General features: G+C 67.5%; 10 protein-coding genes. All 10 read left to right on the top strand.

Annotated elements, in window-relative coordinates:
* Positions 1 to 251: 251 nt before the first annotated feature.
* Positions 252 to 2,876 (top strand): molybdopterin-dependent oxidoreductase, encoded by a 2,625-nt coding sequence (locus WIR04_RS16010; RefSeq protein WP_338888232.1) that lies wholly within the window; start codon positions 252 to 254, stop codon positions 2,874 to 2,876.
* A gap of 169 nt (positions 2,877 to 3,045) precedes the next feature.
* A complete protein-coding gene (cobA, locus tag WIR04_RS16005; protein ID WP_338888230.1) occupies positions 3,046 to 3,804 on the top strand; it encodes a uroporphyrinogen-III C-methyltransferase in 759 nt (252 codons plus the stop codon).
* A 125-nt stretch (positions 3,805 to 3,929) separates the two neighbouring features.
* On the top strand, positions 3,930 to 4,511 hold the full coding sequence (locus WIR04_RS16000) for an ANTAR domain-containing response regulator (protein WP_338888228.1): 582 nt from the start codon (positions 3,930 to 3,932) through the stop codon (positions 4,509 to 4,511).
* Positions 4,512 to 4,860: 349 nt separating this feature from the next.
* A complete protein-coding gene (locus WIR04_RS15995; RefSeq protein ID WP_338888226.1) occupies positions 4,861 to 6,216 on the top strand; it encodes a CmpA/NrtA family ABC transporter substrate-binding protein in 1,356 nt (451 codons plus the stop codon).
* A 14-nt stretch (positions 6,217 to 6,230) separates the two neighbouring features.
* A complete protein-coding gene (locus WIR04_RS15990; protein WP_338888224.1) occupies positions 6,231 to 7,190 on the top strand; it encodes an ABC transporter permease in 960 nt (319 codons plus the stop codon).
* Positions 7,191 to 7,281: 91 nt separating this feature from the next.
* Entirely contained in the window at positions 7,282 to 8,103 is an 822-nt protein-coding gene (locus WIR04_RS15985; RefSeq protein WP_139745503.1) for an ABC transporter ATP-binding protein, read from the top strand.
* Between the two features lie 27 nt (positions 8,104 to 8,130).
* The gene (nirB, locus tag WIR04_RS15980) at positions 8,131 to 10,722 is read left to right on the top strand and encodes a nitrite reductase large subunit NirB (protein WP_338888221.1); all 2,592 of its coding nucleotides are present in this window, start codon (positions 8,131 to 8,133) and stop codon (positions 10,720 to 10,722) included.
* Positions 10,719 to 11,078, top strand: a complete 360-nt coding sequence (gene nirD, locus WIR04_RS15975) for a nitrite reductase small subunit NirD (RefSeq protein WP_338888219.1) — start codon at positions 10,719 to 10,721, stop codon at positions 11,076 to 11,078. The genes nirB and nirD overlap by 4 nt, the downstream gene beginning before the upstream one ends.
* Positions 11,079 to 11,222: 144 nt before the next feature.
* Complete coding sequence (locus WIR04_RS15970) at positions 11,223 to 12,314, top strand: PfkB family carbohydrate kinase (RefSeq protein ID WP_338888217.1); 1,092 nt, start codon at positions 11,223 to 11,225, stop codon at positions 12,312 to 12,314.
* On the top strand, positions 12,308 to 13,216 hold the full coding sequence (locus tag WIR04_RS15965) for a pseudouridine-5'-phosphate glycosidase (RefSeq protein ID WP_338888216.1): 909 nt from the start codon (positions 12,308 to 12,310) through the stop codon (positions 13,214 to 13,216). The genes WIR04_RS15970 and WIR04_RS15965 overlap by 7 nt, the downstream gene beginning before the upstream one ends.
* The last annotated feature ends 39 nt before the right edge of the window (positions 13,217 to 13,255 follow it).

The following is a 13,255-nucleotide window of genomic DNA, read 5'->3' as shown; positions in this document are numbered from 1 at the left end:
GCCGACTCCCGCCCGGCGGGCCCAACAAGGGAGCAGTTGCACCGCCCTGGCGCAGCCCTTCACCCGGATACCCAATGGCGACGCACCTTGCATCCTGGCGCGGCCTTTGCAGTCACTTCCCCATACAAGATGATCGAGGCATCCGGACAACGGCGTCCGTCCCCGCAGGGGGGCGGACGCTTTTTTATGGGGCCGTCATCGAACAGGACAAGGAGGCGGCCCCGGGGGCCGCGGCGACAAGGAGCGAGGGAATGAAGACCACCTGTGCCTATTGTGGAGTGGGGTGTGGCATCCGGCTGAGCCGGGAGGGGGAGTGCTGGCAGCTGCAGGGGGATGAAGAGCATCCGGCCAACGCGGGCGCCCTCTGCGTCAAGGGGGCCAGCCTGCTGGAGAGTCTGGCCTTCCCCGACCGTCTGCTCTATCCGCGCTGGATGGGGCAGCGCATCGGCTGGGAGGAGGCCCTGGATACCCTGGCGGATCGCCTTGCCACCATCATGGCCCAGTCCGGGCCGCAAGCCATCGGCATCTACCTGTCGGGCCAGCTCACCACCGAGGATTACTACGTCGCCAACAAGCTGATGAAGGGGTATCTGGGCAGCGCCAACGTGGACACCAACTCCCGGCTCTGCATGTCGTCGGCAGTGGTGGCCCATCAGCGCGCCTTCGGGGAGGATCTGGTGCCCGCCTGCTACGAGGATCTGGAGCTCGCGGATCTGGTGGTGCTCACCGGTGCCAACACCGCCTGGACCCACCCCGTGCTGTTTCGCCGCCTGCAGCAGGCGCGGGCGCGGCGCCCCGAGCTCAGGCTGGTGGTGCTGGATCCCCGCCGCACCATGACGGCGGAGCAGGGGGATCTGCATCTGGCCCTCAAGCCTGGCAGCGATGTGGCGCTGTGGAACGGCCTGTGCCGTTATCTGCTCGACAGCGACGGCTGGGACAAGGCCTATGTGGTGCAGCATGTGAGCGGCTTCGAGGCACTGGCGGCGGCGCTGGACGATCCGGCCTGGCAGCTGGACGAGGTGGCCCGCAGCTGCGGCCTCTCCCGCAGCGACTTGCTTGGCTTCTACCAGCTGTTTGCTCGCACCCCCAGGACTGTCACCCTGTTCTGCCAGGGGATCAACCAGTCCAACCAGGGGGTGGACAAGGCCAACGCCATCATCAACGCCCACTTGCTGTGCGGCCGCATCGGCAAGCCGGGGGCAGCCCCCTTCTCCATGACGGGGCAGCCCAACGCCATGGGGGGGCGCGAGGTGGGGGGCCTGGCGACCCAGCTTGCCGCCCACATGGGCTTTGGCGAGGAGGAGTGCGATCGGGTGCAGCGCTTCTGGGGAAGCCCGACCATGGTGCGCGGGCCGGGGCACAAGGCGGTGGCCTTGTTCGAGGCGGTGCACAGGGGGGAGATCCGCGCCCTCTGGGTGCTCGGCACCAACCCGGCGGTCTCCCTGCCCGATGGCAACCGGGTGCGCGAAGCCCTGAGCCGCTGCGAGCTGCTGGTGGTCTCAGAGGTGACGGCCAATACCGACACGGCGCGCCTCGCCCACCTGCTGCTGCCCGCCGCCGCCTGGGGGGAGAAGAGCGGTACAGTCACCAACTCCGAGCGCACTATCAGCCGCCAGCGCGCCTTCCTGCCCCTACCGGGGGAAGCGAAGCCCGACTGGTGGGCCCTGACCCAGCTCGCCCGCCGGCTCGGCTTTGGCGAGGGGTTCGCCTATGAGCACGAGCACGAGATCTTCTGTGAACACGCCGCCCTCTCCGGCTTCGAGAACGAAGGGGCCCGCCAGTTCGACATCTCGGGGCTGGCGGATCTTGGCCGCGCCGAGTTCGAGGCACTCGCCCCCCTGAGCTGGCCCGTCAACGCCGACTGGCCAAAGGGGCGAGCCCGTCTGTTCGAGGACGGGCGCTTCGCCACCCCGGACGGGCGGGCCCGCCTGCTGCCCCTGGCCCAGCACTTCCCCCCCCAGCCGGAGGCCGCCCCCCGGGGGGAGGATCTCTCCCTGCTTCTCAACAGCGGGCGGCTGCGGGATCAGTGGCACACCATGACTCGCACCGGTCACGTGCCCAGGTTGCAGGAGGCCGAGCCCTGGCCCAGGGTGCGGGTGGGGGCCGCCAGCCTGCTGGCGCTCGGCGCCAGGGAGGGGGATCTGGTGCGTCTCTACAACGAGCTCGGGGAGGCGCTGCTGCTGGTGGGGCTGGACGAGGGGCTCAGGGAGGGGGAGGCCTTCCTGCCCATGCACTGGACCGACAGCCAGTGCAGCCAGGGGGCGGTCAACCGCCTCATCGCCGCCGTGGTGGATCCCCTCTCGGGCCAGCCCATGTTCAAGCAGGGGCGGGTGCAGGCCAGGGCACAAGCCACCCGATGGCAGGGGCTCTGGTGCGGCCGCCATGAGTGGCGCGAGCCGGTGGACTGGTGGGCCAGGCGCCCCCTGCCCGAGGGCAACTGCACCCTGCTGGCCTCCTGGTCCGGCAGCCCCCAGGGGCTGTGGCAGCGGCTGGGGGCAGAGGGGCACTGGCTGCGGCTCCCCCTGAAAGAGGGCTGGCTCGCCCTGGCCCTGGCCGGGGATCGCATCGAGGGCATCCTGCTGGTGGGGGAGCGACGCCCTGACATCAAGGTCGATCTGCTGGCCAGCCTGCTCGGCACGCCGCTGCAGGCGGGGGCCCTGAGCCAGACCCTGAGCCTGGCGTTGGCCGGAGAGAGCCGGCTGGTCTGCTCCTGCCTGCGGGTGTCGGAGCAGCGCATCGTGGATGCCATCACCCGGCAGGGGGTGAGCGAGCTGGCGGGGCTGCAGGCCCTGCTCGGCTGCGGCAGCAACTGCGGCACCTGCCTGCCAGAGATCGACAAGCTGTTGATTAAACATGTTTTTATCGCCTCAACCTAAGAACCTGTACACGACCTTACTGCGAGGCCGTGATCAAGGCTCATGTGCTGCTCGGAATCCTCATGTATTCACATACACTCCGGTTCCTGCGCTGCGCTTCACCTTGCTGACAACCTCTCGTGACAGGTCGTGCACAGGTTCTAGGGGGCAGAAACACAAGGAGTCTGTGATGAGCCAAATCAGTCTGGTAGGAGCGGGCCCCGGGCCCCTCGAATTGTTGACCCTGCGCGCCTTGCACCGCATCGAGGCGGCGGAGGTGGTGGTCTATGACCGTCTGGTGGGGAGCGAGATCCTGGCCCGGATCCCCCAGGGGGCGGCCCGCTTCGACGTGGGCAAGCGCTGCGGCGAGCCGAGCCCCACCCAGGAGGAGATCAACGCCCTGCTGCTGGCCCTGGCCCGCACCGGCAAGCGGGTGGTGCGCCTCAAGGGGGGGGATCCCCTGGTGTTCGGCCGGGGTGGGGAGGAGGCGCTGCACCTGGCCCGCCACGGCATAGAGGCCGAGCTGGTGCCCGGTATCACGGCGGCCCTGGGCTGCGCCGCCAGCACCCTGATCCCCCTGACCCACAGGGGACTGGCGCGCTCCCTGACCCTGGTGACGGGCCACCTGATGGACGAGGGGGACTATAGAGGCTGGCAGGGGCTGACCCGGGCCGGCCACACCCTGGTGTTCTACATGGGGCTGGAGCGGGCGGCCCAGATCCGGCAGGGGCTGCTGGCGGCGGGGGCATCCGGGGATCTGCCGGTGGCCCTGGTGGTGGCCGGGTGCAGTGCGCGCCAGCAGGTCCATCACGCCCGGCTGGAGGGGCTGGAGCAGGCCGCCCTGGCCCTGCTCGGCCAGAGCCCGGTGCTGATGATCATGGGGGAGGTGGTGAACCTGGGCGCCGAGCTGCAGGCCCTGCTGAACCAGACCATGGAGCGGGTGGCCTGAGCCGGATTTCCTCCTCTACCCCCACTACCTCTGGATAGATAAAAAGGAGGTAGATTCAAATAGTTGGCCTTCATGTTGCGGCATGTTCAGCAGACACGTTGCGATAGCCGTTGGCAAGGAGCGCCATGACTACTCTTCCCCGGGGCCAGGATGGCCCCCCCTCCCGCCTGCTGATCCACGCCGATGATCCTGGCCAGGCCAATCGCCTGGCCCTGCTGGTGAGCCACTACGGCCATCAGCCGAGGATCCTCGACACCCGTCAGTTGCTGACCCCGATGGAGCAGGGGGACGCCCTGCTGGTCAGTTGCCGCCAGTTCGGCGCCGAGGTGCGCCTCGGTCTCTCCCTCTGGCCCGGTTTGCCGCGCCTGCTGTTTTGCGAGCGGCTGGGGGGCGATACCCAGCTCGCCCTGTTGCAGCAGGGGGTGCTGCTGGTGCCCCACTCCTGTGGCGAGCGGGAGCCGGTGGAGCAGTGGCTGCGCCTCGCCCGCAGCCAGCTCGCCATGGTGCAGGCCCTGATGCAGACCGAGAGCGAACTGCGCCAGAAGCTGGAGGAGAGGCGGCTCGTCGAGCAGGCCAAGGGGCGCCTGATGCGCCATCAGGGGCTGGACGAGGAGCAGGCCTACCGCCTGATGCGCAGCACCGCCATGAGCCGCCACCTGAGCCTGGGGGAGCTGGCACGGCAACTGCTGCAGGCATTGCCCGCCTGAGCGCCCCGCTGGCCAACCCTTTTGGTGCAATTGCGCCTAATTGAGGCAAACGAGGGGAGAAACAGGGAGGAAAGAGGCGGGATAGGGCCAGTTTCTATGGATTAGCCAATTTGGCACGGAAAGTGAATAACGAAAAGCCGAGTGCAATGAAGTGAAGACATGCAGTGAGGGGCCGGCTCGGCCACTTCGCTGCAACAGGGCAAAGAAGCCCCACCGATCCCGGATCGGTGGGGCTTTTTTTTTGGTCGCAACACGCTGTCCGGGTCGCAGCGCTGCAACGAGGCAGCACTGCTATCCCCCGACAGCCTGGCGCGAATGCCCAGAACCCTGAACCGAGCGAGGAGATGCAATGAAGGGACGACAAGGATGTACGGGCTTGCTGCTGGCGACGCTGTCGCTGCCGGTACTGGCGCTGGGGGCTCCGGAGCAGGAGGAGCTGAGGCTCGGCTTCATCAAGCTGACCGACATGGCGCCGCTGGCGGTGGCCTACGAGCGGGGCTACTTCGAGGACGAGGGGCTCTATGTGACCCTGGAGGCTCAGGCGAACTGGAAGATCTTGCTGGATCGGGTGATAGACGGCGAGCTGGATGGCGCCCAGATGCTGGCGGGCCAGCCCCTGGCGGCCCACATCGGCATTGGCACCCAGGCCGAGCTGGTGACGGCCTTTGCCATGGATCTCAACGGCAACGCCATCACGGTGGCCAACAGCGTCTGGGCCGCCATGGCGCCCCAGCTGCCCAAGGCGAAGGCGGGCCTGGTGCCGCCACCTGTGAGCGCCGCGGCCCTCAAGCCCGTGGTGGCCGAGTACCGTCAGGGGGGCAAGCCGTTCAACATGGGGATGGTGTTCCCCGTCTCCCCCCACAACTACGAGCTCAGGTACTGGCTGGCGGCGGGCGGCCTGCATCCCGGCTTCTACGCGCCCAAGCTTGGTGACAACTCGGGCCAGCGTCAGGCTGACGTGCTGCTCTCGGTGACGCCGCCGCCCCAGATGCCCGCCACCCTGGAGGCGGGCACCATCGCCGGCTACAGCGTGGGGGAGCCCTGGAACCAGCAGGCGGTCGCCAGGGGCATAGGGGTGCCCGTCATCACAGACCTTGAGATCTGGCGCAACAACCCGGAGAAGGTGTTCGGCGTCACCCGCCAGTGGGCCGAGCGCCACCCCAACACCCATGTCCGGCTGGTGAAGGCGCTGCTGCGGGCGGCCTGGTGGCTGGATGCGGAGCAGAACGGCAACAGGCGCGAGGCTGCCAAGCTGCTGGCAAAACCCGAGTACGTGGGGGCCGACGAGCAGGTGATCGCCAGCTCAATGACGGGCACCTTCGAGTACGCCAGGGGGGACAAGCGCCAGCTGCCTGACTTCAACGTCTTCTTCCGCCACCACGCCACCTATCCCTACTACTCGGACGCCATCTGGTATCTGACCCAGATGCGGCGCTGGGGCCAGATCCCCGAGGCCAGGCCGGACGCCTGGTTCGAGCAGGTGGCCAAGGCGGTGTACCAGCCGGGCGTCTATCGCCAGGCCGCCGAGGCGCTGATCGCCGAGGGCAAGCTCAAGGCCACCGACTTCCCGGATTTTGCCAGCGAGCAGGGCTATCGCGGCCCCCAGGATGGCTTCATCGACGGCTTGCTCTACGACGGCCGCCACCCCAACGCCTATCTGCAGCAGTTTGCCATCGGCCTCAAGGGCGATGAGCGGGTGCAATGAGCAAGGAGAACCCAATGAACCGACACAAGTGGCCCCTCATCCATTGGAAAGCCATCAACTGGAAAGACATGGTGCAGCCCCTGCTCGGCGTGCTGCTCTTCCTCGGCCTCTGGCAGTGGGGGGCGAGCCAGGTGCAGACCAGTCTGGGCACCCTGCCCGGGCCGCTCGCCACCGCCAGCCAGTTCTGGTCCCTGGGCCAGGATCACCTGGCAGAGCGGGAGAAGGCGGCGGCCTTTCTCGAGCGCCAGCAGGCGCGCAACGCTGCAAGGCTGGCGCAGGACCCGGCGGCCGAGGTGAAGCTGCGCCCCTACACAGGGCGTCCCACCTTCTTCGATCAGATAGCCACCAGCCTGCTTACTGTGTTGTGCGGCTTCGCTCTGGCGACCCTGATCGCCATCCCGTGCGGGGTGCTGCTTGGCATGAACCAGGGGCTCTATCGCGCCGCCAACCCGGTGATCCAGCTGCTCAAGCCGGTGTCACCCCTGGCCTGGCTGCCCCTCATCACCCTGGTGGTGAGCGCTCTCTACGCAAACCCCAGCCCCTGGCTCGCCAAGTCCTTCCTCACCTCGGCCCTGACGGTGACCCTCTGCTCCCTCTGGCCGACCCTGATCAACACGGCTGTGGGGGTGGCGGGGCTGGACAGGGATCTGCACAACGTCAGCCGGGTGCTGCGGCTCTCCTTCGTGACCCATGTGCGGCGCATAGTGCTGCCCGGGGCCCTGCCCATGATCTTCACCGGGCTGCGGCTCTCCTTGGGGGTGGCCTGGATGGTGCTGATCGCGGCGGAGATGCTGGCCCAGAACCCGGGGCTCGGCAAGTTCGTGTGGGACGAGTTCCAGAGCGGCGGATCGGCCTCCCTGGCTCGCATCATGGTGGCGGTGATCACCATAGGCCTCATCGGCTGCGCCCTGGACAGGGGCATGCTGGCCCTGCAGCAGTGGCTCTCCTGGGACAAGCGCCAGGTCTTGCGCTAGGGACGCCCAGATCCTGCAGCAGTGGTTCTGCTTCAGGGCAAGCGCCAGGTGCTGCGTTAATCACATTCATATTCAGGCAGGAGAAGAGCCAATGAAGAGTTATCTGGAGATAAGCGACGTCGGCATCTCGTTCGAGACGGAGCAGGGCAGCTTCGAGGCCCTCAGCCGGGTCAACCTGCGCATCGAGAAGGGGGAGTTTGTCTCTCTCATCGGCCACTCGGGCTGCGGCAAGAGCACGGTGCTCAACCTGGTGGCCGGGCTGCTGGAGCCGACCCTGGGCGGCATCATCCTCGATGGCCGCGAGGTGGCGGGCCCGGGGCCCGAGCGGGCCATGGTGTTCCAGAACCACGCCCTGCTGCCCTGGCTTAGCGTCCAGCAGAACGTGGCGCTGGCGGTGGGGCAGGTTGAGCCGAACCGGCGGGCGGCTTCGGAGCGGGTGGACTACTACCTCTCCCTGGTGCAGATGGATCACGCCAGCCGGAAGATGCCCCACGAGCTGTCGGGGGGCATGAAACAAAGGGTCGGCATCGCCCGGGCGCTGTCCCTTTCCCCCAAGGTGCTGCTGATGGACGAGCCGTTCGGCGCCCTTGATGCCCTGACCCGGGCCCATCTGCAGGATGCCCTGATGGCGATCCAGGCGGAGCTTGGCAACACCGTCATCATGATCACCCACGACGTGGACGAGGCGGTGCTGCTCTCCGATCGCATCTGCATGATGACCAACGGCCCCAGTGCCACCGTCGGGGAGATCCTGACAGTGGACCTGCCAAGGCCCAGGGACAGGGTTGCCCTGGCGGACGATCCTCACTACCACAAGCTGCGCCAGCAGGTGCTGCGCTTCCTCTACGAGAAGCAGCGCAAGGTGACCCCCCTCAAGGCGGCCGAGAAAGTTCGCAGCAAGCTGCGTGCCTGAGCCCCAACGGATTCAAGGAAGAGAGATATGGCTGACAAAGAGCAACAGTGGGTGGTAGGCGACGGCATGGATCTTAACGATCGCCAGAGCACCGGAACCGCCGACAAGGCCGGACAGAGCGCAAAGCAGCGGCTGCTGGTGGTGGGCAACGGCATGGTGGGTCACCATTTTATCGAACAGCTGGTGGCGGCCGGCGGGCTGGCGCGCTTCGAGGTGACGGTGTTCGGGGCCGAGCCGGACTCCGCCTACGACAGGGTGCACCTCTCCGAGGTGTTCGGCGGCAAGGCCCCCGAGGCGCTGCGCATGGCGGATCCCGCCTGGTATGAGGCTCAGGGGGTTGAACTGCGGTTGGGGGCCGGGGTGGAGGTGCTCGACAGAGCTGCCCGCACCCTGACGCTGGCCAACGGCGAGCAGTTCCCTTACGACCGTCTGGTGCTGGCGACCGGCTCAGTGCCCTTCGTGCCCCCCATCCCCGGTCATCAGCGGGAGGGGTGCTTCGTCTATCGCACCCTGGGGGATCTTGCCGCCATCCGCGATGCCTGCGCCCAGGCCCGCAGCGGCGTGGTCATAGGTGGCGGCCTGCTGGGGCTGGAGGCGGCCAACGCCCTGCGCCTGCTCGGCCTCAAGACCCAGGTGGTGGAGTTCGCCCCCAGGCTGATGCCGGTGCAGCTCGACGAGAGCGGCGGCGCCGTGCTGCGGGACAAGATCCGGGCCCTCGGGGTCGAGGTGCTGGTGGAGAAGGCCACCGAGTGCATAGAGCAGGGGGAGCAGGCTCGCCACCGCCTGCGCTTCAAGGACGGCACTCACATTGAGACCGACGTCTTGCTCTTCTCGGCGGGGATCCGCCCCGCCGACACCCTGGCCCGGCAATCGGGGCTGGCGGTCGGGGAGCGCGGGGGCATCTGCATCGACGACGGCTGCCACAGCTCGGATACCGCCATCCTCGCCATCGGCGAGTGCGCGCTTTGGCAGGGACGCATCTTCGGGCTGGTGGCCCCCGGCTACCAGATGGCCCGGGCCGCCGTGGCCAGCCTGTGCGGCGGCGAGACCCGTTTTGTCGGGGCCGACATGTCCACCAAGCTCAAGCTGATGGGGGTGGACGTGGGCTCCATCGGCGATGCCCACGCCATCACGGCCGGGGCCCAGGAGCTGCTGCTGCTGGACAGGGTCAAGGGCATCTACAAGAAACTGGTGACCGACGGCGAGGGCAATCGGCTGCTCGGCGCCATCCTGGTGGGGGACGGAGCCGATTACGAGCGGCTGCTGCAGTACTACCAGAACGGGGTGGCGCTGCCCCAGCCGCCGCTCTCCCTGCTGGTGGGGGAGGTGGGGGCTGCCCCCGCGCCCCTGGTGCTGCCTGACAGCGCCATCCTCTGCTCCTGCCACAACGTCAGCAAGGGGGCCGTGGTGGCCGCCGTTCGGGCGGGCAATCACGAGCTTTCGGCGGTGAAGAGCTGCACCAGGGCGGGCACCGGCTGCGGCGGCTGCGGCAACCTGCTCAAGCAGGTGGTGGAGCAGACGCTGGCAGATCTCGGGGTCGAGGCGGACAAGGGGCTGTGCGAGCACTTCGCCTACAGCCGCCAGGAGCTCTACCACCTGGCCCGGGTCGGCGAGCTGAAGAGCTTCGAGGCGCTGCGGGACAAGCACGGCCAGGGGCTGGGCTGCGACATCTGCAAGCCGACGGTCGCCTCCATACTGGCGTCGCTCTGGAACGAGCACGTGCTGGAGAAGCCCCATCGCAGCCTGCAGGACACCAACGACGCCTTCCTTGCCAACCTGCAAAAGGACGGCACCTATTCGGTGGTGCCGCGCATCCCGGGGGGGGAGATCACCCCGGAGGGGCTCATCACCATCGGGGAGGTGGCGCGCAAGTACGGTCTCTACACCAAGATCACCGGTGGCCAGCGCATCGATCTCTTCGGTGCCCGGGTCGACCAGCTGCCCGCCATCTGGGGCGAGCTGGTGGCGGCGGGCTTCGAGACAGGCCAAGCCTACGGCAAGTCGGTGCGCACCGTGAAATCCTGTGTGGGCTCTACCTGGTGTCGCTACGGGGTGCAGGACTCCATGACCCTGACCCAGACCCTGGAGCACCGCTACAAGGGGCTGCGGGCCCCCCACAAGCTGAAGTTTGCGGTCTCAGGCTGCACCCGGGAGTGCGCCGAGGCCCAGAGCAAGGACATAGGCGTCATCGCCACCGAGCGGGGCTGGAACCTCTATGTGTGCGGCAACGGCGGCATGCGGCCGCGCCACGCCGATCTCTTCGCCACCGACCTCGACGAGCAGACCCTGATCCGCTACATAGACCGGCTGCTGATGTTCTACGTGCGCACCGGGGATCGGCTGCAACGCACCTCGGTCTGGATGGAGAACATGGAGGGGGGGCTCGACTACCTCAAGTCGGTGATCATCGAGGACAGGCTCGGCATCGGCGCCGAGCTGGAGGCCATGATGGAGGGGATAGTCGGCACCTGGCAGTGCGAGTGGAAGAGTACCCTGGCGGACCCGGACAAGCTCAAGCTGTTCGAGGCCTTCGTCAACCGACCCGAGGACGAGACGCCGCCCCGCCGTGAGGAACGGGGGCAATGGGTACCGGATATCAGTATCAAGGAGGTGGTATGAAGGATTTCAAGGAAGGCACAGTGCACCCCGGGCAGGGGCAGTGGCATCGGGTGTGCGAGCTGGCCGCCCTGCCGGAGCAGGCCGGGCGCAGCGCCTGGCTGGAGGGGCGGGTGCTGGCGCTGTTTCGCCTCGGGGAGCATGTCTATGCCCTGGACGGGGTGGACCCTCTGGCTGGCGTCGCCGTGCTGGGGCGCGGCCTGGTGGGGGACGCCGGGGGCGAGCCCGTGGTCGCCTCGCCGCTCTACAAGCAGCGCTACGCCCTGATGGATGGCCGCTGTCTGGATGATCCGGCCCTGAGTGTCGCCTGTTGGCCGGTGCGGTTGGAGGGGAGCGAGGTCTGGGTACAGCTGGGGTGAGTGGCCCATCTGAAAACCATTTTTTGATCGCCGGGCACTGCCCGGTGATTTTTTGTGCGCGATCCGACATTTCTTGTACGAGAGGATGGCGGGAAAACGTTTTTCGGAAATAATAGACAAACGTTTGTAACTGGATGTTTGTCTATGACGGAACGTGAGCAAGAGATCCTCGCCCTGCTGCGCCAGGATCCCATGATTGCCCAGCAGGAGCTGGCGGACAGGCTCGGCATCAGCCGCTCCGCGCTGGCGAGCCACATCTCCAGCCTGATGCGCCAGGGCTATGTGCAGGGGCGCGGCTATGTGCTGCGGGAAGGGCCCTACGCCGTAGTGATAGGCGGCGCCAACATGGATATCTGTGGCTGCAGCCACGACAACCTGCGCATCGGCGACTCCAACCCGGGCCGGGTCCGCACCTCCGCCGGCGGGGTAGGGCGAAACATCGCCGAGAACCTGGCACGGCTCGGCACCGACACTCGCCTGTTGACTGCGGTGGGCAACGATCAATACGGCCACCACCTGCTGGAGGTGAGCCAGCGCGCCGGGGTCGACGTGCGCCAGACGCTGGTACTGGAGGGTCAATCGACCTCCTGCTATCTCAGCCTGCACGATGGCAGCGGCGAGATGAGCTGCGCCGTCAACGACATGGGCATCATCGACGAACTCACCCCGGCCCGGCTGACCCCGCTCAGCGGTTTCCTCGGGGCGGCCAGCCTCTGGGTGCTCGACACCAACCTCGCCACCCACACCCTGGACTGGCTGTTCGAACGCCAGGGGGAGCACATCATCTTCGTCGACACCGTCTCTGTGGCCAAGGTGGAGAAGATCCGCCCCTGGCTGCACCGCATCCACACCCTCAAGCCGAACCGCAGCGAGGCCGAGCAGCTGTGTGGCTTCACCATCGCCGGGCCCGACACCTGGCCCATGGCGGCGGCCTGGTTCCACCGCGCCGGGGTGCAGCGGCTGTTCCTGAGTCTCGGCGATCAGGGGATCTTCTACAGCGACGGGGAGTGCCAGGGCCATCTGCCCGTGCTCGGCAGCCCCGTCGTCAACGTGACCGGCGGCGGCGATGCCTTCATGGCAGGGCTGGCCCACGCCTGGTTGCAGGAGCAGGGCATCATGGAGACGACCCGTTTCGCCCTCGGCTGCGCCGCCCTCACCGTCAATTGTTCCGATACCGTCTTTTCCGGCCTATCCAAGGCCGCCGTTGAACGCATGCTGGAGGAGTACCCATGTTGAACGCTTACCTCGATATCCAACCTGAAGTCGCCGCGGCCCTGGCCGCCGGCAAACCCGTCGTAGCCCTGGAGTCCACCATCATCTCCCACGGCATGCCCTATCCGCAGAACGTGGAGACGGCGCGCCAGGTGGAGCAGGTGGTGCGCGACAACGGTGCCGTGCCGGCCACCATCGCCATCATCGATGGCCGCCTCAAGGTGGGTCTGGATGCGGGGGCGCTGGAGGCACTGGGTCGGGCCGGTCACGCCGCCACCAAGTGCAGCCGCCGCGACATCCCCTTCGTGCTGGCGAACAAGGGGCTGGGGGCCACCACTGTTGCCTCCACCATGATCATCGCCGCCATGGCGGGGATCCGGGTGTTTGCCACCGGCGGCATCGGCGGCGTGCACCGCGGCGCCCAGGAGACCTTCGACATCTCGGCCGACTTGCAGGAGTTTGCCCAGACCCCGGTGGCCGTGGTCTGCGCCGGTGCCAAGTCGATCCTCGACATAGGTCTGACCCTGGAGTACCTGGAGACCCAGGGGGTGCCGGTGATCGGCTACCAGACCGAGGAGCTGCCCGCCTTCTACACCCGCGAGAGCGGCTTCAAGGTGGACTACCGCCTCGACACCCCGGCGGCGATCGCCGAGGCGCTGCGCCTCAAGTGGGAGCTGGGACTGGCCGGCGGTGCCGTGGTCACCAACCCCATCCCGACCCAGTTCGCCATGCCCAGGGCCGACATAGATGCGGCCATCAAGCAGGCGCTGCAGGAAGCGGACGAGCAGGGGGTCAAGGGCAAGGCATCCACCCCCTTCCTGCTGGCCCGAGTGTGCGAGCTGACCGGCGGCAACTCCCTGGCGGCCAACATCCAGCTGGTGCTGAACAACGCGGCCCTGGGGGCAAAGATTGCCGCCAGCCTTTAGACATCTTTGCGATAGATGCAAAAGAGGGCCAATAGGCCC

The sequence above is a fragment of the Aeromonas rivipollensis genome (genome assembly GCF_037811135.1).
In the GTDB taxonomy this organism is placed as follows: domain Bacteria; phylum Pseudomonadota; class Gammaproteobacteria; order Enterobacterales; family Aeromonadaceae; genus Aeromonas; species Aeromonas rivipollensis.
Note: the sequence above shows the minus strand (reverse complement) of the source record. Positions and strands in the feature narration are given on the sequence as shown.